The 24,647-nt window shown below is 69.9% G+C and carries 26 protein-coding genes; 13 read left to right on the top strand and 13 right to left on the bottom strand.

Translation table 11 applies throughout. The annotated features are described in order from the left end of the window. The first annotated feature begins 4 nt into the window (after positions 1-4). Complete coding sequence (locus FHR72_RS01585) at positions 5-895, top strand: formylglycine-generating enzyme family protein (protein WP_183466144.1); 891 nt, start codon at positions 5-7, stop codon at positions 893-895. Positions 896-902: 7 nt separating this feature from the next. On the opposite strand, the gene abc-f is transcribed toward FHR72_RS01585, so the two are convergent. The 7 genes from abc-f to ilvD form a co-directional block, all read right to left on the bottom strand. Then, positions 903-2,549 (bottom strand): ribosomal protection-like ABC-F family protein, encoded by a 1,647-nt coding sequence (gene abc-f, locus FHR72_RS01580; RefSeq protein ID WP_183466143.1) that lies wholly within the window; start codon positions 2,547-2,549, stop codon positions 903-905. Between the two features lie 4 nt (positions 2,550-2,553). Beyond that, positions 2,554-3,885, bottom strand: coding sequence for a carboxylesterase family protein (locus FHR72_RS01575; protein WP_311736019.1), 1,332 nt, complete (start codon positions 3,883-3,885; stop codon positions 2,554-2,556). A 112-nt stretch (positions 3,886-3,997) separates the two neighbouring features. After that, a complete protein-coding gene (locus tag FHR72_RS01570; protein ID WP_183466142.1) occupies positions 3,998-4,441 on the bottom strand; it encodes a hypothetical protein in 444 nt (147 codons plus the stop codon). A gap of 115 nt (positions 4,442-4,556) precedes the next feature. After that, positions 4,557-5,411, bottom strand: a complete 855-nt coding sequence (locus FHR72_RS01565) for an oxygenase MpaB family protein (RefSeq protein ID WP_183466141.1) — start codon at positions 5,409-5,411, stop codon at positions 4,557-4,559. Positions 5,412-5,476: 65 nt separating this feature from the next. Further along, entirely contained in the window at positions 5,477-6,169 is a 693-nt protein-coding gene (locus FHR72_RS01560; RefSeq protein ID WP_183466140.1) for a chymotrypsin family serine protease, read from the bottom strand. 16 nt (positions 6,170-6,185) lie between these two features. After that, complete coding sequence (locus FHR72_RS01555) at positions 6,186-6,797, bottom strand: LysE family translocator (RefSeq protein WP_183466139.1); 612 nt, start codon at positions 6,795-6,797, stop codon at positions 6,186-6,188. Next, the gene (gene ilvD, locus FHR72_RS01550; RefSeq protein WP_183466138.1) at positions 6,797-8,497 is read right to left on the bottom strand and encodes a dihydroxy-acid dehydratase; all 1,701 of its coding nucleotides are present in this window, start codon (positions 8,495-8,497) and stop codon (positions 6,797-6,799) included. The genes FHR72_RS01555 and ilvD overlap by 1 nt, the downstream gene beginning before the upstream one ends. A gap of 78 nt (positions 8,498-8,575) precedes the next feature. Here ilvD and FHR72_RS01545 point away from each other — a divergent pair, with 78 nt between their 5' ends. The 3 genes from FHR72_RS01545 (at position 8,576) to FHR72_RS01535 (ending at position 11,347) form a co-directional block, all read left to right on the top strand. After that, positions 8,576-9,199: a DUF305 domain-containing protein gene (locus FHR72_RS01545; RefSeq protein WP_183466137.1), complete on the top strand. Its 624-nt coding sequence runs from the start codon at positions 8,576-8,578 to the stop codon at positions 9,197-9,199. Next, positions 9,196-9,510 (top strand): copper-sensing transcriptional repressor RicR, encoded by a 315-nt coding sequence (ricR, locus tag FHR72_RS01540; protein WP_183466136.1) that lies wholly within the window; start codon positions 9,196-9,198, stop codon positions 9,508-9,510. The genes FHR72_RS01545 and ricR overlap by 4 nt, the downstream gene beginning before the upstream one ends. Before the next feature lie 133 nt (positions 9,511-9,643). Beyond that, a complete protein-coding gene (locus FHR72_RS01535) occupies positions 9,644-11,347 on the top strand; it encodes an HNH endonuclease signature motif containing protein (protein WP_183466135.1) in 1,704 nt (567 codons plus the stop codon). Between the two features lie 27 nt (positions 11,348-11,374). On the opposite strand, the gene FHR72_RS01530 is transcribed toward FHR72_RS01535, so the two are convergent. Further along, positions 11,375-12,049 (bottom strand): DUF4232 domain-containing protein, encoded by a 675-nt coding sequence (locus FHR72_RS01530; protein ID WP_183466134.1) that lies wholly within the window; start codon positions 12,047-12,049, stop codon positions 11,375-11,377. Positions 12,050-12,202: 153 nt separating this feature from the next. On the opposite strand from FHR72_RS01530, the gene FHR72_RS01525 reads away from it, so the two are divergent. Next, complete coding sequence (locus tag FHR72_RS01525; RefSeq protein WP_183466568.1) at positions 12,203-13,324, top strand: glycosyltransferase; 1,122 nt, start codon at positions 12,203-12,205, stop codon at positions 13,322-13,324. On the opposite strand, the gene FHR72_RS01520 is transcribed toward FHR72_RS01525, so the two are convergent. Genes FHR72_RS01520 through FHR72_RS01510 form a run of 3 tightly spaced genes read right to left on the bottom strand, consistent with a single transcriptional unit; the run spans position 13,262 to position 14,848 of the window. Continuing rightward, entirely contained in the window at positions 13,262-13,810 is a 549-nt protein-coding gene (locus FHR72_RS01520; protein WP_183466133.1) for a PadR family transcriptional regulator, read from the bottom strand. The two genes, FHR72_RS01525 and FHR72_RS01520, sit on opposite strands and share 63 nt — an antisense overlap. After that, positions 13,807-14,523, bottom strand: a complete 717-nt coding sequence (locus FHR72_RS01515) for a DUF8817 family protein (protein ID WP_183466132.1) — start codon at positions 14,521-14,523, stop codon at positions 13,807-13,809. The genes FHR72_RS01520 and FHR72_RS01515 overlap by 4 nt, the downstream gene beginning before the upstream one ends. A gap of 28 nt (positions 14,524-14,551) precedes the next feature. Then, positions 14,552-14,848 (bottom strand): thiamine-binding protein, encoded by a 297-nt coding sequence (locus FHR72_RS01510; RefSeq protein WP_183466131.1) that lies wholly within the window; start codon positions 14,846-14,848, stop codon positions 14,552-14,554. Between the two features lie 187 nt (positions 14,849-15,035). Between FHR72_RS01510 and FHR72_RS01505 the strand changes: the two genes are divergently transcribed. The 6 genes from FHR72_RS01505 to FHR72_RS01480 all read left to right on the top strand — a co-directional run bounded on the left by FHR72_RS01505 (position 15,036) and on the right by FHR72_RS01480 (position 20,179). Next, positions 15,036-16,058, top strand: coding sequence for a L,D-transpeptidase (locus FHR72_RS01505; RefSeq protein ID WP_183466130.1), 1,023 nt, complete (start codon positions 15,036-15,038; stop codon positions 16,056-16,058). A gap of 97 nt (positions 16,059-16,155) precedes the next feature. Further along, positions 16,156-17,112, top strand: coding sequence for a DUF4129 domain-containing protein (locus tag FHR72_RS01500; RefSeq protein ID WP_183466129.1), 957 nt, complete (start codon positions 16,156-16,158; stop codon positions 17,110-17,112). Beyond that, entirely contained in the window at positions 17,109-17,591 is a 483-nt protein-coding gene (locus FHR72_RS01495; RefSeq protein WP_183466128.1) for a hypothetical protein, read from the top strand. The genes FHR72_RS01500 and FHR72_RS01495 overlap by 4 nt, the downstream gene beginning before the upstream one ends. Continuing rightward, positions 17,588-18,541 (top strand): AAA family ATPase, encoded by a 954-nt coding sequence (locus tag FHR72_RS01490; protein WP_183466127.1) that lies wholly within the window; start codon positions 17,588-17,590, stop codon positions 18,539-18,541. Before FHR72_RS01495 ends, FHR72_RS01490 begins: the two co-directional genes overlap by 4 nt. 4 nt (positions 18,542-18,545) lie before the next feature. After that, entirely contained in the window at positions 18,546-19,760 is a 1,215-nt protein-coding gene (locus tag FHR72_RS01485) for a DUF58 domain-containing protein (protein ID WP_183466126.1), read from the top strand. Then, positions 19,757-20,179, top strand: coding sequence for a hypothetical protein (locus tag FHR72_RS01480; protein ID WP_183466125.1), 423 nt, complete (start codon positions 19,757-19,759; stop codon positions 20,177-20,179). Before FHR72_RS01485 ends, FHR72_RS01480 begins: the two co-directional genes overlap by 4 nt. A 4-nt stretch (positions 20,180-20,183) precedes the next feature. Here the strand turns inward: FHR72_RS01480 and FHR72_RS01475 are convergent, their stop codons facing one another. Next, positions 20,184-21,551 carry a PGRS repeat-containing protein gene (locus tag FHR72_RS01475; RefSeq protein ID WP_183466124.1) on the bottom strand — a complete coding sequence of 456 codons (1,368 nt, stop codon included), beginning with the start codon at positions 21,549-21,551 and terminating at the stop codon, positions 20,184-20,186. A 213-nt stretch (positions 21,552-21,764) separates the two neighbouring features. Here FHR72_RS01475 and FHR72_RS01470 point away from each other — a divergent pair, with 213 nt between their 5' ends. Beyond that, a complete protein-coding gene (locus FHR72_RS01470) occupies positions 21,765-22,187 on the top strand; it encodes a thiol-disulfide oxidoreductase DCC family protein (protein ID WP_183466123.1) in 423 nt (140 codons plus the stop codon). Between the two features lie 61 nt (positions 22,188-22,248). Then, positions 22,249-22,620, top strand: coding sequence for a nuclear transport factor 2 family protein (locus FHR72_RS01465; RefSeq protein WP_183466122.1), 372 nt, complete (start codon positions 22,249-22,251; stop codon positions 22,618-22,620). A gap of 12 nt (positions 22,621-22,632) precedes the next feature. Here FHR72_RS01465 and FHR72_RS01460 read toward each other — a convergent pair whose 3' ends face one another. Further along, on the bottom strand, positions 22,633-24,633 hold the full coding sequence (locus tag FHR72_RS01460) for a M13 family metallopeptidase (RefSeq protein WP_311736017.1): 2,001 nt from the start codon (positions 24,631-24,633) through the stop codon (positions 22,633-22,635). Between the last annotated feature and the right edge of the window lie 14 nt (positions 24,634-24,647).

Here is a 24,647-nt window from a genome sequence, read left to right as displayed (position 1 = left end):
GAGGGTGCTCACCGAACTCGTCGAACTGCCGGGAGGGGCGTTCCGCATGGGTTCGACGGATTTCTATCCGGAGGAGGCGCCCGTCCACACCGTGACGCTGGCGCCGTTCGCGATCGAGCGCCACCCCGTCACCAACGCCCAGTTCTCTGAATTCGTCTCCGAAACCGGCCATCTGACCGTCGCCGAACGTGCGCTCGACCCCGCCGACTTCCCCGGTGTGCCGCAGGCCGACCTCGCGCCGGGTGCGCTGGTGTTCCGGGCGACGAACGGTCCGGTCGACCTCCGCGACTGGCGGCAGTGGTGGACCTGGGTGCCGGGAGCCTGCTGGCGTCATCCGTTCGGCCCCGAGCCGGAACAGCCCTCCGCGCAGGACCGTCCGCACCATCCCGTCGTGCAGGTCGCCTATCCGGATGCCGCCGCCTACGCCGCCTGGGCCGGCCGCCAGTTGCCCTCGGAAGCGCAGTGGGAGTACGCGGCCCGGGCAGGCTCGACGACCGCGTATGCGTGGGGAGACGACGTGCGCCCCGGCGGGCAGCTGATGGCCAATACGTGGCAGGGCCGGTTCCCGTACCGCAACGACGGTGCCCTGGGCTGGTCAGGCACCAGCCCGGTGGAGTTGTTCCCGCCCAACGCCTTCGGGTTGTTCGACATGATCGGCAACGTATGGGAGTGGACCACGACGCCGTACAGCCGCCATCACCGCGTCGATCAGCCCGCCGGCGGCGGCTGCTGTCCGGCGCCCCCGCCCTCGGGGGACCCGACCGTGCACCAGGCGCTCAAGGGTGGCTCGCACCTGTGCGCGCCCGAGTACTGCCACCGCTACCGCCCGGCCGCGCGGTCGTCGCAGTCCCAGGACAGCGCCACCACCCATATCGGCTTCCGCTGCGTCGCCTGAGTCGCGCCTACATCTCGGTGACGTGGCCGCCCTCGACCAGCCACCGCCGGTCCAGGCGGACGTTCTGCAGCATCCGGCGGTCGTGGGTGACGAGCAGCAGTGCGCCGTCGTAGGTGTCGAGTGCCTGCTCCAACTGTTCGATCGCGGGGAGATCGAGGTGGTTGGTGGGCTCGTCGAGAACCAGCACGTTGACGCCGACCGCCTGCAGCAACGCCATACCCGCTCGGGTCCGCTCCCCGGGTGAGAGCGCATCGACGTCGCGTTCGACGTGGTCGGCGCGCAGCCCGAACTTGGCGAGCAACGTGCGCACCTCGGCGGTCGGCCAGTCGGGCACATGCCGCTCGAAACGGTCGACGAGCCGGCCGGCCCCGGTGAATCCCGCACGCGCCTGGTCGATCTCGCCGATCGCGACGGTGGCGCCCAGGCTGGCCCGCCCTTCGTCGGGCTGCTGCCGGCCGAGCAGCACCCGCAGCAAGGTCGACTTTCCCGCGCCGTTCGGGCCGGTGATACCGATGCGCTCCCCGGCGTCGACCTGCAGCGACACCGGGCCCAGGATGAAATCACCCTGCCGCACCACGACATTGCTCAGCGTCGCGACCACCGAACTGGAGCGCGGTGCGGCGCCGATGGTGAACTGCAGCGTCCACTCCTTACGGGGCTCTTCGACCTCCTCAAGGCGGGCGATGCGGCTCTCCATCTGCCGCACCTTCTGCGCCTGCTTCTCGCTGGACTCGGTCTGCGCCCGCCGCCTGTTCTTGTCGTTGTCGGGTGCCTTGCGCATCGCGTTGCGCACACCCTGACTCGACCATTCCCGTTGGGTACGTGCGCGCGCCACCAGATCGGCCTTTTTATCGGCGAACTCGTCGTACTGTTCGCGCCGGTGCCGGCGGGCGACCTCGCGCTCCTCCAGGTAGCCTTCGTATCCACCGCCGAACACCGTGGTCGTGTTCTGGGCGAGGTCGAGCTCCAGTACGCGGGTAACGCTGCGGGACAGGAACTCCCGGTCGTGGCTGACCAGCACCACACCTCCGCGCAGATCGCGAACGAACTGTTCGAGGCGCTCGAGCCCGTCGAGGTCCAGATCGTTGGTCGGCTCGTCGAGCAGGACGATGTCGAACCGGGACAGCATCAGTGCCGCCAGCCCGACCCGAGCCGCCTGCCCGCCCGACAGCGACGTCATCAGTGTGGAATCCGGTGCCAGTGAACGGGAATCGAGTCCGAGTTCCGCCAGAACCGCCGGCAGCCGCTCGTCGAGATCCGCCGCGCCGGCGGCCAGCCAGTGATCGAGTGCCGCCGCATAAGCGTCGGCGTGCGCGTCGCTCTCGGTCAGCGCTTCGGCCGCTGCCTCCATCGCCTGCGTGGCGGCGGCGCATCCGGTACGCCGGGCGATGTACGCCGCGACCGTCTCGCCCGGGGTGCGCTCGTGCTCCTGCGGCAGCCAGCCGACGAACGCGTCGGCGGGCGCCAGGGTGATCGTCCCCTCAAGCGGGTCGAGGTCACCGGCGAGGATCCGCAGCAGCGTGCTCTTGCCGGCCCCGTTGGCGCCGACGACGCCGATGACGTCACCGGGTGCCACGGTCAGGTCGACGCCGTCGAACAGTGTGCGGTGGGCGAAACCACCCGCCACGTTCTTGGCGACCAGCGTTGCGGTCATTGCCCTATCGTCGCATCGGTCCCTGGCCGAACTGCAGCTCGGCGGCCGGGAGGGCATCCAGGCCGCCGTGCGCGAACGCAGTCCATGTCGACCGCATCCGTTGTGCCAGGGCCTCGTCGGGTCGGCGGGCCGTCCCGAGCATGGGGGCATCCGCCCACGTGTGCGGGTCCCCGAACAGGTGGGGCAGCTCGATGCAGTGGCAGGCGCCGAGCGCGGAGCCCGCGGGCGCCCAGTCGACGCGATAGGTGGCGGCCCGGCCGCCGGCGATTCTCCAGCTGTGCGCGAAGGCTTTGCAGCTGCGGGCGAACACACGCGTCGTCAGCGACCGGGATGCGACCCGGATGGCTTGTCGCCGAACGTAATCCGGACGCAGAGCCGCGATCCGGGGCTGCATCGCGATGAACGGTGCCCCGTCGTTTCTGGTGTAGCCGATCAACAGTTCACAGCGCTGCGCGGCCTCGGCGAGCCGGGTGTGCAGCGTGTCGGCGGAGGGCAACGGGTAGCGGCCCAGGCGCGGCGCGAATGCCATCGCCCCCAAGAATTTGGTGCGCCGGGCGGCCTGCACCGCCGCCGCCTCGGCCTGCAGCAACAGTTCCACATCCGCGTCGCGCGGCGCGACACCGTCGAGGACCGCGCTCATCGCGGCCTGCATGTCGATCGCCATCGCCGAACGCCCCGCCGCGGTGTCGCTGGTGCCGGTCCCGATCGCCAGGGGCGAGCTCTGCGCGATGACGCGGTGGAAGAGATCCTCGGTGCCGTCGCTGACCATCAGGGCGATCACCGAGTCGCCGCCGGCGGACTGACCGAACACCGTGACGTCGTCGGGGTTGCCGCCGAAGGCCGTCACGTTCTCGCGCACCCACCGCAGTGCCAGGATCTGGTCCCGCAGCCCGATGTTGTCATCGGCGCCGGCCTCGGCGGGCGCCAGATAGCCGAAGATCCCCAACCTGTAGGTCACCGTGACGACCACGACGTTGCCGGCACGGACCAGGGGCGCAGGGTCGTATTTGGGCGCCTCGCCTCCGCCGGCCACATAGGCGCCGCCGTGGAACCACACCATGACAGGCAAGGAGACCGCGTCGCGGGGGGCGGTGACCGACAGGACGAGGCAGTCCTCGTCGAAGCGCAGGCCGTCGACAAGGGGTCCGGTGACGAAGTCGAGCCGGCCGGCGCGCTGCGGACAGGCCGGACCGGGGCGGGTTCCGTCGTGGCGGCCCGACCAGGAATCGACGGGACGGCCCGCCGCGAAGCGTTCGGCCCGGCCGTACGGCAGGCCGCGCGCCCGCACGATCCCGTCGCGCTCCTCGACGTCGATCGCGCCGGTCGTCACCTCCACGAGATAGAACTTAGACGCTGCGCGCCGGATCGCATGCCTGCCACGGCAAGTCAGCGCGCTACGACGCCGAACGCTGCGCGCACCGGATGGATAAGGCCGACCCGCGCAGGCGTCAGATCCAGACGGCCATGACCTCGACGGGGTTGAGCCGGATCCCGTGTCCGCCGTCGTCGTAGGTGACGAGGGTGCGGAGTTCCTCTGTGGAGATCCGCCAACCGTTGACCCGGTAGGTCTGCCCGACTCCCAGCACGGTGTCCGCGGATTCGGGGATGGGGATCGTGCCCTGGATGTAGTACATCTCCCCGGAGCCCAGCACGACCACGAGGTTCAGCGCGGGCGGCGACACCGGCGACACCTGGAACGGCTGCCCGTCGGTCCGGCCGCAGACCGCCGCCGGTCGTCCGCGCATCTGATAGTCGGTGCTGAGGAGGCACCGGATCTGCCCGTTCTGGACGCGGACGGTCTGGTCGCCCTCGGCGGCGCCCGCGGGGGGAGCGGCCGGGCACAGACCGAGAGCGAGCAACGCTGCCGATGCAGCGGCCAAGACGCGAACCATGCTGCCTCCGCCGGGGTGAGAGCGATGTCAGTAGGGCGATGCTCCCACTTTTGCGATCACGGCGACGCGGTTTCAGCAACAACGCGCGCCCGGGTCCGAAGGGCGCGGCGGTGTCCTAACCCTGCGCCATCGCCCAGCGGATCCCGCCGACGAGGACATGACCCGTCGACCGCACGACCGTTGCCTCCACCGGTGGCAGATAGGGGAGCCGCAGGGGTGTGCGCGCCCACGGCGGCAGCATCGCGACGGCCGTCGCGGCCAGCGCGGCGTACGGTCCCCGCGCGAGGAGGGGCAGCGGCGGGGTCAGCAGCAGGAACCGGGCGGCCTCGCGCGCAGCGGGCGTGCCCTGCAGCTCCGGCCGGTAGGAGGCGATCCTCTCCGCCAGCATCTGCGTGGTCGTCGGCGGGTCGGGCACCCCGAGCGCACTCGCCACGCGCGCGGTGTCGGCGACGTAGCCGTCACAGCCGTCGCGGTCCAGCGGCTCGGCACCGTAGAGCTGGTGGGCCCGCAGGAAGCTGTCCACCTCCACGATGTGCACCCATTCCAGCAGGTGCGGATCACTGGCCCGGTAGGGGCGGCCGTCGGGTGCCGTCCCGTTGATGCGGCGATGGATGCCGCGGACCCGGTCGACCGCACGCTGGGCGTCGTCGGCCATCCCGAATGTCGTCATGGCCAGGAAGGTGCTGGTGCGGGCCAGTCGGCCCCACGGGTCGTTGCGGTAGTCGGAGTGTTCGGCGACGCCGGCCATCGCGAGGGGGTGCAGCGACTGCAGGAGCAGGGCGCGCAGCCCCCCGACGAACATGGACGCATCGCCGTGGACCTGCCGGATCGGGCGGTCCTCGCCGAACCAACGCGGGCCCGGTGTCTCGTGGATCCTCGCCCGGTTGTCCGGACCCTCCGGCCCGGCCACCATGCCGAACAGCGCACTGCCCATCCTGGAACGGACGGCGGCCAGGTCCAGAAGGGTCATGCACTCCATTGTGACCACGTCCGGAAAGTGCGGCCCGTGCCCGGAGATTACGGGCCATGAACGTGTCACTCCGACAGCGTCAGACCCCACAGTGACATCGCCGGTGACACCAGCGACGCGTGCACGATGCGCCCGAAGACGTCGTCGCTGTGCGCGTAGAGGATGCCGACGGCGGCGACGGTGCCGTCGGGCAGCCGGGCGTACACGGGAGCGCCCGAATCGCCGAGATCGTCCCAGGCCCGGAACGACACCTCGTTGTCGGTGACGGAGGTGATGGGTCCGCAGGTCAGTCCGGTGCGGGCCCCGGACTTGCACAGTTGCGGCTGCTCGCGGCGGAGGTCGTCGGCGGTCATCACCCGGGACACGCGCATCGCGTCGACCTGGCTCACCAACGGCACCGAACTGCCGGCCAGATCCACCAGACCCATGTCGCGCACGCCGGGGATGACCTCGGCGCGGACGTAGCGTCCGACCACCTGATCGCCGGACGGGGTGCGCTGCAGGACCGTGTCGTTGACGGGGTCGCGGTCGCAGTGTCCCGCGGTGAGCATCCCGGGTGCGCCACCGGCAGTGCGGACGGTGAACCCGGCGGTGCACTGGTAGGGCTGCCCGTTGTTGGCGACGACGGTGCTCACCAGGAAGGCACCGGGGCTCGCCACCGGATACTCGCCGAACGCCTGGGCGACCGGAGCCTGGGCGACCATCAGCGCGGCGAGCGCAGCCAGTGCGCTCCCCGCGGACTTGAACACGTTCCGCATCACAATCTCCCCGGGGTCACCGCGCGGTGACCGCCATTCGTGCTGCCAACGCCACGTAGGTCGCGGCGAAGGTGCGTCGCATCCACGACACGACGCGTGGACGGCCGATGACGTGACTGCGCACACCCGCGGCGAACACGCCGTAGATGGCGAAGACGGCGAACGTCATCGCCATGAAGACCGCGCTCAGAGAGAGCATCTGGCCCACGGCCGGCCGGGCCGGGTCCACGAACTGCGGGAGGAACGCGAAGAAGAAGATGGTCAGCTTCGGGTTCAGGACGTTCACCGCGACCGCCGTCCCCATGATCCGCCAGGCGCCGGGACGCTCGTAATCATTTGTCGTGGAAACCATTTCGGACTTGTCCCGCCACGTCACCCACGCCAGGTACAGCAGGTACGCGACCCCGGCCCACTTGATCGTCTGGAACGCGATCGCGCTGCTGTGCAGGATGGCCGCCAGACCGGTCACCGCGGCCAGCATGGCCGGCACGATCCCGATCGTGCAGCCCAGCGAGGCGAGCACGCCGGCGCGCGTCCCGTGGGCCAGGCTGGTCGCGACGGTGTACAGCGCCCCGGTGCCGGGTGTCGCGACAACGACCAGCGACGTGAGCAGGAAGGCGAGCGTCATCAGGTGCAGACCGCTCCGGTGGCGGCAGATCCGACGAGCTTCGTGTACTTGGCGAGCACGCCCGTCTTGTACACCGGAGGCAGCGGCTCGAAACCTGACTTGCGCGACTCGAATTCGGCGTCGTCGACGAGCAGGTCGAGGGTGCCGTTGGCGACGTCGAGCCGGATCCGGTCGCCGTCGCGCACGAACGCGATCGGCCCGCCGTCGACCGCCTCCGGGGCGATGTGACCGACGCAGAGCCCGGTCGTCCCGCCGGAGAACCTGCCGTCGGTCATCAGCAGCACGTCCTTACCGAGGCCCGCACCCTTGATGGCGCCGGTGATCGCGAGCATCTCGCGCATCCCGGGCCCGCCCTTGGGGCCTTCGTAGCGGATGACGACGACGTCGCCGTGGGTGATCGTGCCGTCCTCGAGGGCGTCCAGCGCCGCCCGCTCACGTTCGAAAACCCGTGCGGTTCCCTCGAACACGTCGGAGTCGAACCCTGCGGACTTCACCACCGCGCCCTCGGGAGCGAGCGATCCGTGCAGGATCGTGATACCGCCGGTGGGGTGGATGGGGTTGTTCATCGCGCGCAGCACCTTGCCGTCAGGGTCTGGCGGTTCGATGTGGGCCAGGTTCTCGGCCATCGTCTTGCCGGTGACGGTCAGGCAGTCGCCGTGCAGCAGCCCGGCGTCGAGCAGAGCCCGCATCACGACCGGCACGCCGCCGATCTCGTCGACGTGCTTCATCACGTAGGCGCCGAACGGTTTCACGTCGGCCAGGTGCGGCACCTTCTGCCCGACGCGGGTGAAGTCCGCCAGCGACAGCTCGACCCCGGCCTCCCAGGCGATCGCCAGCAGGTGCAACACCGCGTTCGTGGAACCGCCGAATGCCATGACGACTGCGATGGCGTTCTCGAACGCCTCCTTGGTCAGGATGTCTCGGGCGGTGATGCCGCGGCGCAACATCCCCACGACGGCTTCGCCGGAGCGGCGCGCGTACTCGTCGCGGCGCTTGTCGATCGCGACGGGAGAAGCGCTGCCGGGCAACGACATTCCGAGAGCCTCGGCAGCCGACGCCATGGTGTTGGCGGTGTACATGCCGCCGCACGCGCCCTCGCCGGGACAGATCGCCCGCTCGATGATGTCGACGTCCTCGCGCGACATCAGCCCGCGCGCGCAGGCCCCGACCGCCTCGAAGGCGTCGATGATCGTGACCTCCTTCTCCGTGCCGTCGGTGAGCTTGGCCGTGCCCGGCATGATCGAGCCGTTGTAGAAGAAGACGCTCGCCAGGTTGAGCCGGGCTGCGGCCATGAGCATGCCGGGAATCGACTTGTCGCAGCCGGCCAGCAGCACGGTGCCGTCGAGGCGTTCGGCCTGGACCACGGTCTCGACGCTGTCGGCGATGACCTCGCGCGACACCAGTGAGAAGTGCATGCCCTCGTGGCCCATCGAGATGCCGTCGGAGACGGAGATGGTGCCGAACTCCAGCGGGTAGCCACCGGCCTCGTGCACGCCGCCCTTGACCGCCTGCGCCAGCCGCTGCAGCGACATGTTGCAGGGCGTGATCTCGTTCCACGACGAGCCGACGCCGATCTGCGGCTTCTCCCAGTCGTCGTCGGTCATGCCGACGGCGCGCAACATGCCGCGGGCCGCGGTCCGCTCCAGGCCGTCGGTGACGTCGCGGCTGCGGGGCTTGATGTCTGGGGATTCTGAGGGCATGGGGCTGATTATGCGCCAGGGCGATCCTGGACAAAAACCGTGGTAGATACCCCCGAGGGGTACTAGTACGCTGGGCGCATGACGCCGCTGCTCGTCCGCCTGATCGCCGCGCTGGCCACGCTGTTCGTGGTCGCCGGCTGCGGAGGTGACGCCGGGTCGGCGGGCGAGGGGCAGAGCGCCTCGGCAAGCCCCGAGACGTCGGCGATCTCCAGTGACGCTGCGGGCCACAACGCCGCGGATGTTTCGTTTGCCACGGCGATGGTCGCGCACCATCAACAGGCCATCGAGTTGTCGACGCTGGTGGCCCAGCGTTCCACCGCTCCCGGGCTGGTCGCGTTGGCCGACCAGATCGTGGCCGTCCAGCAGCCCGAGGTGAACATCTTGAACGTGTTCCTCGTGCAGTGGAACGAGAACCCCGGTGCTGCGACGGGGTCGGGGACGGAGGGCTCCGCGACGGAGCCGCAGGCCCCCGGCATGGTCGACGACGTGACGGTCGCCCGGCTCGAGTCATCGAGTGGCCCACAGTTCGACAGACTGTGGCTGGAGTCGATGATCGGTCAGCATCGGGGTGGTGTCGCGATCGCCGACCGGGAGATCGCCGAAGGTGAGAATGTCGATGCGATCTCGATCGCCAAGGCGATCAAGGCAGGGCTGACGCCGCAGATCGGCCAGATGACGACCATGTTGGAGGGGATGCCGTGAGCGAAGACCAGGCCGGCACCGACGGCGGTGCTCATGGCTATTCAGCGCAGAAGGAGAACTACGCCAAGCGCCTGCGTCGCATCGAGGGGCAGGTGCGGGGCATCGCGAGGATGATCGACGAGGACAAGTACTGCATCGATGTCCTCACCCAGATCAGCGCGGTCAACAGCGCACTGCAGTCGGTGGCGCTGGGCCTGCTCGACGAGCACCTCGGCCATTGCGTGACCCACGCCGTCGCCGCGGGAGGTTCCGAGGCCGACGCGAAGCTCGCCGAGGCCTCGGCGGCCATCGCCCGGCTCGTCCGCTCCTGATTTCGCCGCGGCCCTAGCACGGAGTTCGGGGCTGTGGGTGGGTTGTCCACAGGTTCCCCGTGGGTCGGGGGTTATCCACAGGCGGGGCTGTTAGTCCTGCTCAGAGGTGTCGTAAATCAGTAGTATCGTACGTATGTTCGATGAATCGGTGTCGGGGCCTGAGCAGTACGCAGGGCTCTCTGATGCCGATCTCATCGATGCTGCCGGGGTGATCAGCCGCGCCGAGAACGCCGCGTGTGCCCGCAAGCTCGCGGTGATGGCGGAGCTGTTCGTGCGCCGCACCGCCCTACCGATCGAGGACCGCCAGCACTGGTGGGTCGACCCGGATGCCGCCGTGGCCGCCGAGATCGCCGCCGCAGCCGGCATCACCCAAGGCCTGGCCCTGCACCAGGTGTATCGCGGGCTCGCACTGCGCGACCGCCTCCCCAAGATCGGGGCCCTGTTTCTGCAGGGCCTGCTCTCCGACCTGGTGGTGCGCACGATCATCACCCGCACCGACCGCATCACCGACCCCGACCTGATCGCCGCCGTGGACGCCGACCTGGCCGCCGAGATCCTGACCTGGGGCGCCCGATCAGCCAAGAAAACCGAAGCCGCCGTCGATGCGGTGGTGGCCCGCCACGACCCCGACGCGTTGCATAAGTCGCGGGAGGGCGAGGTGGGTCGCAGCGTGGACTTCGGTCAACCCGGGGACGCGCCGGGCTACACCAGCGTCTATGCCCGCATGTTCGCCGGGGATGCTGCTGCCGGGGAGCGCACCCTGACCGCGATGGCCTACAGCGTGTGCGAGGCCGACCCCCGCACCATGACCGAGCGCCGCAACGACGCCCTGGCAGCCCTGCTGGCCGGGATCACCACCGTGGCCTGCCAGTGCGACACCCCCGACTGCGACGCCACCACCAACCCCCGCCCCCTGCGTGAGATCACCCTCTACACCCTCACCGACCACACCACCACAGGCATTGCCGCGGCCGCCGCTGCTGTGGAGGAGAGTGCCGCCGCCAGCAACCCCGTAGGGCAGTCACCCGCCGCCGCCAGCAACCCCGTAGGGGAGTCACCCGCCGCCGCCGTACCGGCCGCCGACGCCGAGCCCACCGAACCCATCCCCAACCGGTCGGCATCGAAGCCGGCATCAAAGCAGGGGGCGACGGCGCAGAGTCGGCCCGGCTACATCTTCGGCGCCGGGTTCATACCCGGCCCACTGCTGACCGAGATGCTTCGCGGCGCCCGCACCACCGTGCGTGAACTCATTCATCCCGGCCACGCCGGACCCGAACCCCGCTACACCCCCTCGCGCGCACTGGCCGACTTCATCCGCTGCCGCGACCTGACCTACCGCTTCCCCGGCTGCGACACCCCCGCCACCCCCGCCGACATCGACCACACCATCCCCTACCCCGTCGGCCCCACCCACGCCTCCAACCTCAAAATGCTCTGCCGGTTCCACCACCTACTCAAAACCTTCTGGACCGGCCCCACCGGCTGGCGCGACCGCCAACACCCCGACGGCACCATCGAATGGACCTCTCCAACCGGCCACACCTACACCACCCACCCCGGCAGCCGACTGCTCTTCCCCACCCTCTGCCTGCCCACCGCCACCCTCTGGACCAGCGACCCACCCGATGTCCCCACCGGACCCAAGCGCGGCGCCAAGATGCCCCGACGCCGACACACCCGCGCCCACAACCGCACCCGCTACATCACCACCCAACGCCAACACACCGCCAACCAACGCGCCGCCGAGCGCGCGCTGGAAAGCCGTGGAATGGCCACGGCACCGGTGGGATTCGTCAGAAGAGGCGCAGACTACGGCAGCGATCCACCACCGTTCTGACGCCCGCCGGGCGTGGGGCGCGGCGCGCTACCCGACAGAACTGACCGTCGCGTCGCAGACCGGCAGGTAGACCTCCAGCACCCGGGACTGCGTGCCGTCGGGCGGGGTGATCGACAGCGTTCCGAGCCGCCCACACGGGTCGCCGGTCGTGCTGTCGACAGAAGAGGCCTGCACGTCGGCGGTCGCGAACTCCCCGGGCTGGAGCGTCAGCCGCGGAGCCGCATTGGCGGGCCGCTTCTCGACGTGGACAAGCACACCGCCACCGCCGCCGAGCAGGTCCGCCACGGGGTAGCCGACCATCGCGCACACGGCCGACGACGTATTGGTGAACGTCACGACCGAACGGCGTTGCGTGTCGATCTGCTCGACCTGCCCACCGGTGACCGACAGCGCGCCGTCAGAGCATGGCGGCGTGACCCCGGGCTCGGCCGCAGCCGGCGGGGCGGCGACCGGGGCGGGCGTGGCAGCAGACGGCCCGCCAGCAGAGGGCGCGGCGGCCGACGGCTCGGGCTGAGCGGCAGGCGGCTGCGCCGCGGTCGGCGCCGTCGATGCGGACGTCGCCGCTGCCGCACTCGTGGGCGTACCGGCCGCAGAGGACGAGGCCGGCGCATCGGCTCCGTTCTGGGCGCATCCGACAGCCAGCAGGACCGCGAGCAGCGGTACCGAGCCCTTGAGCAGGCCGGTGGCAGAGTTGACGAACATGGTTGTTCCTTCCAGATCGAAGATCCCGACGGCCTGAGTACAGAAGTCCTGAACGGCTACCGATCCCAAATTCGGATAGTTGCGCGGGCCCGAACGGGGTACCTAGTCACCGCTGTCACCGCCCCGACCGCCCGACGAAGGAAGTGCCGATTGCTGCACATCGCACTGATCGCACACAACCACTTTCCGATACGCGAGCCGTTCCCGGGTGGAATCGAGGCCCACGTCTGGCATCTCTCCCGCGCTCTTCTCGCGCACGGCCACGCCGTCACCCTCTATGCAGCGGAGGGCTCCGACCTCGGAACCGCCCATCCCGCCCTCACCATCGAGACCCTGCCCCGCAGCGCGGCCGCCGCGGCCCCGTTTCCGCTACCGGGCGCGGTCAAGGAGTCGAACCACAACGCGTTCCATCAGGTCATGGCCGAGCTCGCCGAGTCCGGCGGAGACGTCGACGTCGTCCACAACCACAGCCTGAACTACGTGCCGATACTGCTGGCGCCCCGGCTGGGCACGCCCCTGCTCACCACCCTGCACACCCCGCCGTTCCCGATTCTGGAGGCCGCTGTCGGCTCCGTCGCCCAGAAGAAGGGCTCGGCGTTCGCGGCGGTCAGCACGCAGGCCGCCGCGGCGTGCGACCACGTCGACATCGCACGAATGACAGTGGTGCGCAACGGAATCGACACCGACCGATGGCCCGCCGGTCCCGGCGGCGACTACCTCGTCTGGTCTGGTCGGATCCTCGAAGAGAAGGGGCCACACCTCGCCATCGACGCGGCGCTGCAGGCGGGGTACCGAATCGTGCTGGCCGGTCCCATCGCCGACGACGACTTCTTCGGGCGCAGAATTCAACCCCGCCTCGGTGATCGCGTCGACTACGCGGGCCACCTCGACCAGACGGAACTGGCGAAGGTGGTCGGCGGCGCGGCCGCGGCCCTGGTCACCCCGCTGTGGGAGGAGCCCTACGGCCAGGTCGTGGTCGAGGCGATGTCCTGCGGCACACCGGTCGTCGCTTTCGCCAGCGGCGGTATACCGGAATTGGTCGATCATCGGTGCGGCTGCCTGGTCCCCTCACGCGACGTCGGCGCGATGGCGGCAGCGATTCCCGGCGTGGTCGCACTGCCGCGGGATGTCGTGCGCGAAACAGCCGTCGCACAGCACGGTATCGGCCGGATGGTCGAGGAGTACGTCGCGCTGTATCGCACTCTCATCACCTCATTCGTCGGCGAAACGGAACTCTCCGGCGCCCACCCGCTCGAGCATCTGACTCGTCCATGACGCATTCGACCGGAACAGACCTCGCCACAAATCCAGCAGGTGCTGCGCGTGCGGCGGAGCCGACGGATCCGGCCACTGCGGTTTCATCGCGTCCAGGTCGATATCGATCTGTCGGGTGGTCGTGAGCTGCTCGGTCAGCAACTCCTGCACCCGGGCCCGCGGCAGACACTGCATGAACGCGACCCCTGCGCCGAACTCCTCGATGTCGGGGCTGCGCAACGCGTCCTCCAGCAGACGGAAGAAATCCCGTTCCCCGTCCGCGGTGAGGCGGTAGGACACCCGATTCGGGCCCTGAGGGCTGGCCGTCGGCTCGGTCGCCGCCAGTTTTCCCTCGCGCGCAAGCTGTTTGACGGCGTGATAGATCGACGGAGGCTTGACCGCGGTCCACGTGTCGACCCGCCAGCTCATCAGCTCGCGGTGGACCGCGTATCCGTGCACATCCCCGTGCGAACGCACAACCCCGAGCACGAGGAGTCGGACCGTCACGCGCCCTGCATCCAGTCCTCGATCTGCGCCAGCGCGGTCAGTTCCGTTGTCAGCGAAGCCATTTCAGAATGAGTCAGCCCCATCGCCTCCAGCTCGGCGCGCGACGCGTCGGCCTGCTGCCGGTCGCCCAGTGCCACCGCGAGCTCGGCGCGGTCGGCCAGGGCCCGGGCCAGGTCGAGACGCGGCGCATCGGCCCTGTGCCTCCGCAGTGCGGTGTCGAGCGCACGGGCGGCGAGGGCGTCGTCGTTCTTGAAGTCCCGGAAGATCCGCACGTTGTCGTGCGCCTTCGCCAACCCGGAGAGTTGTTTCGAGCCGCCGTACTCGACGTCGGGTTCGTCGCGGTTGATGACGGTGATGCCGTTCCCGGACGGGTCGTAGACGACGAAGCGGGTCTGGCCGGGCCGCAGTCGCGTCAGCCGCGGCAAACCGGTCGCGGGGACTCCGCCCAGGCGATCGCGCAGCGTCTCCACGAACCGAGCATGGACGGGGGCAACATCGTCGACGAATGCGAGGAAGCCGCCCGAGTTCTCCGCGGTGATGTACAGGCCGGGAGAGGCCGCGACGAAATGCACCTCGATCTCGTCGAGCCGGAACGCCAGGTACAGGTACGGCCGGTGCTGGCGGTGCGTGACGGTGAAGCCCAGGCCCTCGTAGAACACCACGGTGGCGTCGGGGTCGGCGCAGGGCAGGACGGGAACCGTGGTGGTCGGCATGACCACCACGGTACTCAACATTGAGTAGTCAGCCCAGAGCGTCCTCGATGCGCTGCACCTTCGCGGTGAGCTGACCGCTGAAGCCGGGCCGGATATCGGCTTTCAGGACCAGGCTGACCCGCGGCGACACGGCGGCGACGGCGTCGACGGCTCGCTTCACGACGGCCATGACCTCGTCCCATTCACCCTCGATGTTGGTGAACATCGCGTTGGTCTCGTTGGGCAGCCCCGAGGCCCGCACGATGCGGACCGCTTCGGCGACGGCGTCGCCGACCCCGCCCGTCTCGTCGCCTCCGGAGGGACTGATGCTGAACGCCACGATCATGCCTCCAGTGTCGCCGGTCACCGGACCGCAGCGCAGAAAGTAACGTCTGACGGCCGCCCGGCGATCATCCCTGCAGGTCATTGCCCTTGATGTGGAGGGCGCCGGGGTCCGGCGGATACGTTCGCCAGCGAGAACGATCTTGGTGCTGTGCCACACTGGGGTCAGTCGCTGGACTGGAGGTAGACGCATGCGGCAGCGAAACAGGACACTGCTCACCGCCTTTTTCATGGTGGTGGGCGTGGTCGCGGGAATGACGCTCGGTGCGCCGTCGGCGCTCGCGCAGCCCGCACCGGCCCCGGCTCCGCCGCCGGCACCGAACCCCCCGGCGAACCCCTTCGTGTTCCCGAACCCGTTCGCGCCGCCCGCGCCCCCGGCCGCGGCGACGCCCGCAACCGGTCCGACGGAGTCCGATCCGTTCGCGGTCGTCCCGGGTCAGCCGATGACCATTCCCGAGGGCACCCCGGCAGGGCAGAACCCGACCCCGTTCGTGGGGCAGCCGCCGTTCGTGCCGCCGTCGTTCAACCCGACCAACGGCTCCATCGCCGGGGCGGCCAAGCCGATCTACATCAACTTCCAGCGGCCCATCGCCAACCGGCAGATGGCCGAGGACGCGATCCACATCTCGTCGAACCCCCCGGTTCCGGGTCGCTTCTACTGGACCAGCGACACCCAGGTGCGCTGGCGGCCCCAGGACTTCTGGCCGGCGGGCACCACCGTCAACATCGACGCTGCGGGCACCAAGTCGAGTTTCACCGTCCCCGAGCAACTCGTGGCGACCGTCGACAACGACACCAAGCAGATGGAGATCGTCCGCAACGGCGTCGTGGAGAAGACGTTCCCCGTCTCGATGGGCAAGTCGGGCTATGACACCAAGAACGGCACGTACTACGTGCTGGAGAAGTTCGCCGACATCGTGATGGACTCCTCGACCTACGGCGTCCCCGTGGACGACCCGTCCGGCGAGGGCTACAAGCTCAAGGTGCAGGACGCCGTCCGCATCGACAACAGCGGCGTCTTCGTGCACAGCGCCCCGTGGTCGGTCGGCGATCAGGGCGAGAGCAACGTCAGCCACGGTTGCATCAACCTCAGCCCCGCCAACGCGCAGTGGTTCTACGACAACTTCGGCAGCGGCGACGCCGTCGTCATCAAGAACACCGACGGCGGTCTCTACACCCAGCCCGACGGCGCGTCCGACTGGCAGATGTTCTGACGGCTTGACCCTTTGGCGGCGCGCCACGCGCGCGCCGTGCCACGATGACGTCAAGCCGACGGCGGCCAGCTGTCGGTGGTGACGCCAGGGGTGGGCCATGCCCGGACAGACCGAGCCCGCTGACAGCAGGGCGGCGGTGCGTGCGATCGCGGTGATCGTGCTGATGACGCTCGCGCTCGTCGCGCTGCGCGGCTACCTGCCCGGACCGGAGCCGCGTCCCGAACCCGAGGACCCGGTGGCCGGAGCGGGCAGTGTGGCCGCGGTCATCGTGATGCTGACGGTCTCGATCGGCGTCCTGGCGATCTCCATCCTGGCCCAGGCGGTGCAGCGGCCCGCCGCACCGGTGCAAGGCGAACCGCGTCGCAGGCTGCGCGGTGAGCGGCTGCGGCTCCGGTGGCGGCCCCTGGTGATCGCCACCCTGGTTCTTCTGGCCTGGGTCGCCGTCCTGCTGCTGCTCATGGACTGGCTGTCGCCGCTGACCCTCGACCAGACACCCTCGCCCGCCGATCCCGGCGCTCCGACGCCGGCCGAGGGAACCGGGCGGCCGCCGCCACCCGTCCCCGAGGACGACGACGCCGGCGGAGGGATGTTCGGCATCCTGGCGGCCGCGACGATCGTCTTGTTCGTCCTGTCGGCCGTCGCGACCATCGTCAAACGGCGCCGGCCCGTCGCGCCGCAGGTCCGCCTCGACACGGCCGCCCCCGCCTCATCGGTCGTCACGGCGGCACCCGATCTCGCCCGGGCCGCGGAACTCGGCCTGGCCGAGATGGACGATCCGACACGGGATCCGCGCGAGGCCATCATCGCGTGCTATCTGGCCATGGAGCGCGAGCTGGAGAAGTCGCCCGGCTCCTCGCCGCAGGCCTCCGACACCCCCACCGAGGTGCTGGCTCGCGCCATCGAGGTGCACGCCCTGCAGGCCGACAGCGCCACCATGCTCGTCGACCTGTTCGAGGAGGCGCGGTTCAGCCCCCACGTCATGGACGAGGCGCACCGGGCCGACGCCGTGCGCGCGCTGCAGACGGTCCAGCGTGACCTGCAGGTCGCGCCATGACGAAAGTCGTTGCGGCAGGGGTGCTCTTCATCGTCGTGGTGCAGGCGTTCGCGGTCACCCAACTCGAGCGTGAGGTCGTGATCGCGGTGACCGGGGCCGCCGTCGCGTGTGTGCTCATCGCGGTCCGGACCCGCATGGACCGACGCCCGGACCCCGACGACGACGCCGTGAACGACGATGCCGCCGCGGCCATCCGGCGCTGGCTGAACCGCACCGAGACGCTGATCTCGTGGTCGGATTCCTCGCGCGCCGACTGGGACCGCCGGCTGCGCCCGATACTGGCGCGCCAGTTCGAGCTCGCGGCCGGGCGCCGGAAAGCCAAGGACGCCAGGTCGTTCGAGGCCACGGGACGAATGGTGTTCGGCGACGACCTCTGGCCGTGGGTGGACCCGGACAACATCTCGCGCACCGGGGCCCAGGAACCGGGTCCGGGACGCGGCACCCTCGACGACATCCTGCGACGGCTGGAGCGACTGTGACCACACCTGCGGTGACCACCGAGCGCTGCGAGGCCGTGCTCGACGAGATCGGCCGCGCCGTCGTCGGCAAACGCGCCGCGCTGAACCTCATCCTGATCACGATCCTGGCCCGCGGCCACGTGCTGGTCGAGGATCTGCCGGGGTTGGGAAAGACGTTGATCGCGAAGTCTTTTGCCGCAGCACTCGGGCTGGAGTTCACCCGCGTGCAGTTCACCCCGGACCTGCTGCCCGCCGACCTGCTCGGCTCGACCATCTACGACATGCAGTCGGGCCGCTTCGAATTCCGGCGCGGCCCGATCTTCACCAACCTGCTGCTCGGCGACGAGATCAACCGGACCCCACCCAAGACGCAGGCCGCGCTGCTGGAGGCCATGGCCGAACGCCAGGTCAGCATCGACGGTGTCACCCACCGGCTCCCCGAGCCGTTCCTGGTGCTGGCCACCGACAACCCGATCGAATACGAAGGGACCTACCCGCTTCCCGAGGCGCAGCTCGACCGCTTCGCGATCCGATTGGAGCTCAAGTACCTCTCCGAACCCGAGGAGGCCACGATGCTGCGGCGGCGCCTCGACCGCGGATCGGCGCCGGCGACCGTCGGGCAGGTCGTCGACGCCCACGACCTGCTGGCCATGCAGGAGTCCGTCGAACAGGTGACCGTCCACGACGACGTCGTGCACTACGTGGTGTCGCTGGCCGCGGCGAGCCGACAGCACCCGCAGGTGGCCGTCGGGGCGAGCCCGCGGGCCGAACTCGACCTCGTGCAGCTGGCACGGGCCCGGGCGTTGCTGCTCGGCCGCGACTACGTGATCCCCGAGGATGTCAAGGCGCTCGCGGTGCCGACGATGGCGCACCGCATCAGCCTCCGGCCCGAGATGTGGGTGCGCCGTGTGCAGGGCGGCGACGTGATCGACGAGCTGCTGCGGCGCACGCCGGTCCCACGGGCGCGGTGACGCCGTGGTCGAGGCCGAATTCCATTGGCGTGCCTCGTCTCTGACGCGCGCCCTGGCCACCTGCGCGGCCGTGTCGCTGGTGACCGCGCTGGTGACGGGCCGGTGGGAGCTGGTCGCGTTCGCGGCGCCGCTCCTCGGCATTCTGTGCTCGTTGCGCTGGCAGCGGCGCCCACCGGTGGTCACCGTGCACGGAGACCCGGAGTTCCAGCGCTGTTTCGAAGACGAACAGGCCCGCGTGGCAGTGACGGCGCATGCCGACGACGGCAGCGCTGTCGCGGTCGTATGCTCCGTCGTCCCCGGGATGGAGATCGAGGTCTCCGAGCCCGGGGCCGTCACGGTGCGGGCGGGCCGTTGGGGCCGCTACCCGATCCGGGCGTCGCTGCGTGTCGCCGGCCGCGGTGGGCTGATCGAGGGGACCGCCACCGTGGACGCGGCCGAGGTGTGCGTATTTCCCGTCGCCCCACCGCAATCCACCGGCATCCCGCGTACCGATCTGCTCGACCGCCTGGGAACCCACCTGACCCGCCACACGGGTCCCGGCGTCGAGTTCGCCGACATCCGGCCCTACGTCCCCGGCGACCAGCTGCGCACCGTCAACTGGTCGGTGAGCGCGCGCCGCGGCGCGCTGCACGTGACCGAGCGGCTGACCGACCGGGCCGCCGACGTCGTGGTCCTGCTCGACACGTATCCGCAGCCGCCGGGGCCGGCCACCGCCGCCACCGAGCGCACCGCCCGCGGCGCCGCCCAGGTCGTGCAGAGCGCGCTGCGCTACGGCGACCGTGCAGGGATCGTCGCCCTCGGCGGCCGCAGCACCCGTTGGTTCGGGGCCGACATCGGACAGCGGCAGTTCTACCGCATCCTCGACACCATGCTCGGCGCCGGCGGCACCTACGAGACCGCCACCGGCACGCTCGCGCCGCGGCCCGCCGTGCCCACGGGAGCCATCGTGGTCGCGTTCTCCACCATGCTCGACACCGAGTTCGCCCTGGCACTGATCGATCTGCGCAAGCGCGGCCATCCGGTGGTGGCCGTCGACGTCCTGGAAGGCAGCCCGGTCGAGGGCGACCACGATCCGCTGGTGCACCGGATGTGGGCGATGCAGCGGTCGTTCATGTACCGAGACATGGCCACGGTCGGCGTGGACGTCGTGGGCTGGCCCGGCGAGGCCACCCTTGACCAGGCGATGGCCCTGGTGCCCGTGCACAAGGCACGACGATGACGCCCACAGGGACAAGGCTGCTGCCCCTCGCGTTCGGCTTCCTCATGGTCGGCGCCGCCGCGTATCACGCCGACGGCCCCGCCCTGGTGGCCGCCGGGGTCGCCGCCGTCGCCGTGATCGCGTCGGCGTGGCTGCGCCCGGCCGCCACGGTCGCCGTGGTGCTCGCGGTGCTGACGATCGTGCTCGGTGGTTCCGCGCCGATGCACACCGTGCTCGCCGGGCTGGCGGCGGCGATGTATCTGGCCATGCGCCACAGCGATCCGACCGTCCCCACCGTGTCCTTCACCGTCGGGTCCGCCGTCGCGGCCACCCTCGTCATCGCACTGCCGGTGCAGGTTCCCTGGCTGCCCCTGGCCGCTCCGCTGGCGCTGCTGGCCGCGTACCTGCTGGCGCTCAAGCCGTTCCTGGCCTGGCGCTGACGGCTCAGGTGCCGTCCTGTCCGTCCGTCGTGGTGCCGTTTCCGCCCGTGCCGCCTGCACCGGGCTGGCCACTCTTGCCGCCGTTGCCGCCGTTCCCTCCGGTACCGACACCGGTCACGGACGCGCCGTCGCCACCGTCGCCCCCGTCGCCCCCGGCACCGGTGAGGCCATTGCCACCGTTTCCGCCGTGGCCGCCGTCGCCGGGCCCGGAGACGGATTCGCCGTCCCCGCCGTCGCCACCTGCGCCGCCGTCGCCGCCGAGACCGCCGCGCCCGCCCTGTCCGCCGGAACCGCCTGCCGCGCCCGAGCCTGTCCCGTCGGTAGCGGCATTCCCGCCATCGCCGCCGTCGCCGCCGTTACCGCCGAAAATGCCTGCGTTGCCGCCCTTTCCGCCGACGTCGGAGAACGTCGTGCTGGCGCCGACCGCGTTGCCGGCATCGCCCCCGTCTCCGCCGTCACCCGACCCGCCGACGCTGCCGCCGATGCCACTGGCGGAAACCCCGACGACCGTCAGGTTCGAGTCACCCCCGGCGCCGCCGTCGCCGCCGGTGCCGTTGCCCGCCACGAAACCACCGGCACCGCCTGCGCCGCCGCGGATGATGCCGCTGAGTCCCGCGGAATCGCCGCCGTCACCGCCCTTTCCGCCGTTGCCGTTCGTGGCGTTTCCACCACGGCCGCCCGCGCCGCCCGTGACATTCACCCCGGGAGCGGTGACGGCGCTGTTGCCGCCGTTGCCCCCTGCACCGCCGCTGCCGAGCAGGCCGGCATTGCCACCTTTGCCGCCGGCACCACCGTCACCGGAGTCATTGGACCCGCCGTTGCCACCGTTTCCTCCGCCGCCGCCGAAGAGGCCGCCGTTGCCACCCCTGCCGCCGGCCGCGCCCGCACCACCGTCACCCCCGTTGCCACCGCTTCCGGAGAACAGACCCGCGTGACCGCCCCTGCCCCCGGCGACGGCGGCGATGGTGCTGTTCCACCCGTTGCCGCCGCTGCCGAACAGCAGACCGCCATTCTGGCCGTCGGGGTTCTCCTCCGTGCCGTCGGCGCCATCGCAGATCAGCCCGCAATAGAGGGCCACCGTCGCGGTCTGCGCGGCGGCGGTGTCGGCACTCTTTCCTCCATGACCGGTCGAGGACGTTCCGGCGATCCACCACGGCTCCGTGGGCAACGTGCCCCACGCGGATTCGTTCGACGCGAGCTCGATGTCGAAGGCGCGGACTGTCGGTCCTGATGAGCCGGGAGACGAGGCCAGCAACACCCCGATACCCACCATCGCGGCGCCGCCGACACCGACGGTGAGGAGATGGCGAGCGGACACCTGCTGCCGTACCGGGCCGGCGGGACGTGGGCTGCCTTCACGGGTCTTCGACATGGTGATTCCCTTCGCTGACCGGGCGCACTGACGCGTCCTGTGTGGGTGGCCGGGAGAACACCGAGTGTTTATCGCATGTGAGATGCGCGGGTACCGCTTTTCGGCAAATCGAGGGGACCGCCGGTGCCCCCACAATCGCCGTTCCTTTCCTCACAATGGGCGTCGTTGTGCTCGCAGCGGGGAAGCCTCCAGTAGACGACAAGGAGGTGTGTGATGTCGGAGTCGCACCAGCAGCCGGTACTTCTCTATGACGGGATCTGCGGATTCTGCAACAGTGCCGTGCAGACCATCCTGCGGCTGGACCCCCATAACAGTCTCCGGTTCGCCGCGCTGCAGGGCGAATTCGCCGAAGGCGTGATCGAGCGCCACCCATTCCTGGCGAATGTCGATTCCATGGTCTTCGTCGAGAACCCCGGGCGGGCCGACGAACACGTGTCCGTGAAATCGGACGCCGCGCTGCGGGTGGCCGGCTACCTCGGTGGTCCGTGGCGGGTGCTGCGGGTCGCCGGCGTCATCCCCGCCGCGATTCGCGACGCGCTCTACGACGGCTTCGCACGGATCCGGTACCGCGTGTTCGGCACGCACGACACGTGCCCGATACCGGCACCCGAGGTCCGGGCCCGCTTCCTGAGCTGACGCACTTATTACGGATCGGCGGGCACGGTGTGCCCGCCGGGCCGTCGGGTATCTCGCCGGCATGCATGAGTTGACGAAGAAGTTCATCGACGCACTCGGCGAACTGCACCAGAACAACGACTCCGAACAGCTCGTCGAACTGTTCGGTGACGAGGCGACGTTGACCAAAGCCGGCATCCCCCACGAGGAGCACGGCAAGGACGGCGCGCGGACGTTCTGGCAGCAGTACCGCGACGTGTTCGACGACATCGAGGCGTCGTTCCGCCACACCGTCGCCGATGACGACGTGGCGTACCTGGAGTGGACGTCGCGCGGTCATCTGCGCGGCGGCGCCGACTTCACCTACGACGGCGTCAGTGTGCTCGAAGGAAGCGACGACGCCATCACCGCGTTCCGCACGTACTACGACACCGCGAAGTTCCTGCCCGAGTAGCTGCCGCGGCGGTCAGTTCCAGATGTGAACGCGCCGTTCGGGTTCGAGGTACAGCTCGTCGTCCGGACTGACCTCGAACGCCTCGTAGAACGCGTCCATGTTGCGGATGACACCGTTGCAGCGGAACTCCGGCGGCGAGTGCGGATCCACGGCGAGACGCCGAATCGCCTCGGCCTCACGGGATTTCGTCCGCCACACCTGGGCCCAGCCGAAGAAGACGCGCTGTTCGCCCGTCAGCCCGTCGATCACCGGCGCCGGTTGTCCGTTCAGCGACAGCTTGTAGGCGAGCAGCGCGATGGACAGCCCGCCGAGGTCGCCGATGTTCTCGCCGACGGTGAAGGCTCCGTTCACGTGATGTGACGGCTCGAGACCACGCGGGACGAACTGTTCGTATTGTTCGATCAGGGCTTTTGTCCGGAGCCCGAACTCCTCGCGGTCCTCGTCGGTCCACCAGTCCACCAGATTGCCGTCACCGTCGTACTTCGCGCCCTGGTCGTCGAACCCGTGCCCGATCTCGTGGCCGATCACCGCCCCGATACCGCCGTAGTTCGCCGCGTCGTCGGCGGCGGCGTCGAAGAACGGCGGCTGCAGGATCGCCGCCGGGAACACGATCTCGTTCATGCCGGGGTTGTAGTAGGCGTTGACGGTCTGCGGGGTCATGAACCACTCGTCGCGGTCCACCGGTCCGCCCAGCTTGGCCAGGTCGCGCTCGTACTCCAACGCGTAGCCGCGAAGGTAGTTGCCGTACAGGTCGTCGCGGGCGATCACGAGCGCCGAGTAGTCCCGCCACGTGTTCGGATAGCCGATCTTGGGGGTGAACTTGTCGAGCTTGACGAGCGCCTTCTCGCGGGTCTGCGGCGTCATCCACTCCAGCGTGTCGATGCTGACGCGGTACGCCTCCCGCAGGTTGGCCACCAGCTCGTCCATGCGCGCCTTGGCCTGCGGCGGGAAGTGCCGGTCCACGTACAGGCGGCCCAGCGCCTCGCCCATCAGGCTCTCGACGACCGAGACGCCCCGCTTCCAGCGGTCCCGGATCTCCTCGGTGCCCGAGAGCCTGCGCCCGTAGAACGAGAAGTCCTCGGCGATGAGCTCGTCGGTCAGCAGGAACGCCCGGCCGTGGATCAGGCGCCACCGCAGCCAGTTCTTCCAGTCCTCCAGGCTCTCGTCCTGCCACAGCGCCGCGAACGCGGTCAAGTAGTCCGGCTGGCGCACAACGACTTCGGCAGGCCCCCGCCCGCCACCGGAGAAATCGACACCCAGCGCGGTCAGCCACCCCGTCCAGTCGAATCCCGGTGCCTCCTGCGTGAGCGCGGCGAAGGTGCGCAGGTTGTAGGTCAGATCGGCGTCGCGGCGCTTGACCACATCCCAGTGCGCCGCGGCGATCTTGGTCTCCAGCGCGACGACCGCCTCGCCGGCGGCGGCGTGATCGCCCTCGCCCAGGACGACGCCGAACATCGCCGCGATGTGGCCCGGGTAGGCCGCCAGGATCTCGGCGTGCTGCTCGTCGCGGAAGTACGACTCGTCGGGCAGACCGATCCCGGACTGGCTCAGGTGCAGCAGATAGCGGGTCGAGTCCTTGGAGTCGGTGTCGACGTAGAGGCCGGTGCCCCCGCCGATGCCGGTGCGCTGCAGCGATCCCAGCAGCTCGGCCAGCGCGTCGCGGGTGTCCGCGGCGTCGACGGCCGCCAGCTCCTCCAGCAGGGGGGCCAGTCCGCGCTCGCGCACGGTCTGCTCGTCCATGAAGCTCGCGTAGAGATCGCCGATGCGCTGCTGGTCGGTGCCCTCGGGAGCGTGGGCGTCGGCGGCCTCGGTGATGAGATCGCGGATCTGCTCTTCGGCGCGGTCGTAGAGCGTCCGGAACGCGCCGTCGGTGGCCCGGTCACCCGGGATCTGGTACTCGGCGAGCCAGCGGCCGTTGACGTGACCGAACAGGTCGTCCTGCGGGCGAGCCTGGGCGTCGACGTAGCGGAGGTCGATACCGGACTTGAGGTTCGGGGTTGCTTCTACCGTCACCCCGACATCCTTCC

The organism is Mycolicibacterium iranicum, from assembly GCF_014190915.1.
GTDB lineage: Bacteria > Actinomycetota > Actinomycetes > Mycobacteriales > Mycobacteriaceae > Mycobacterium > Mycobacterium iranicum_B.
Note: the sequence above shows the minus strand (reverse complement) of the source record. Positions and strands in the feature narration are given on the sequence as shown.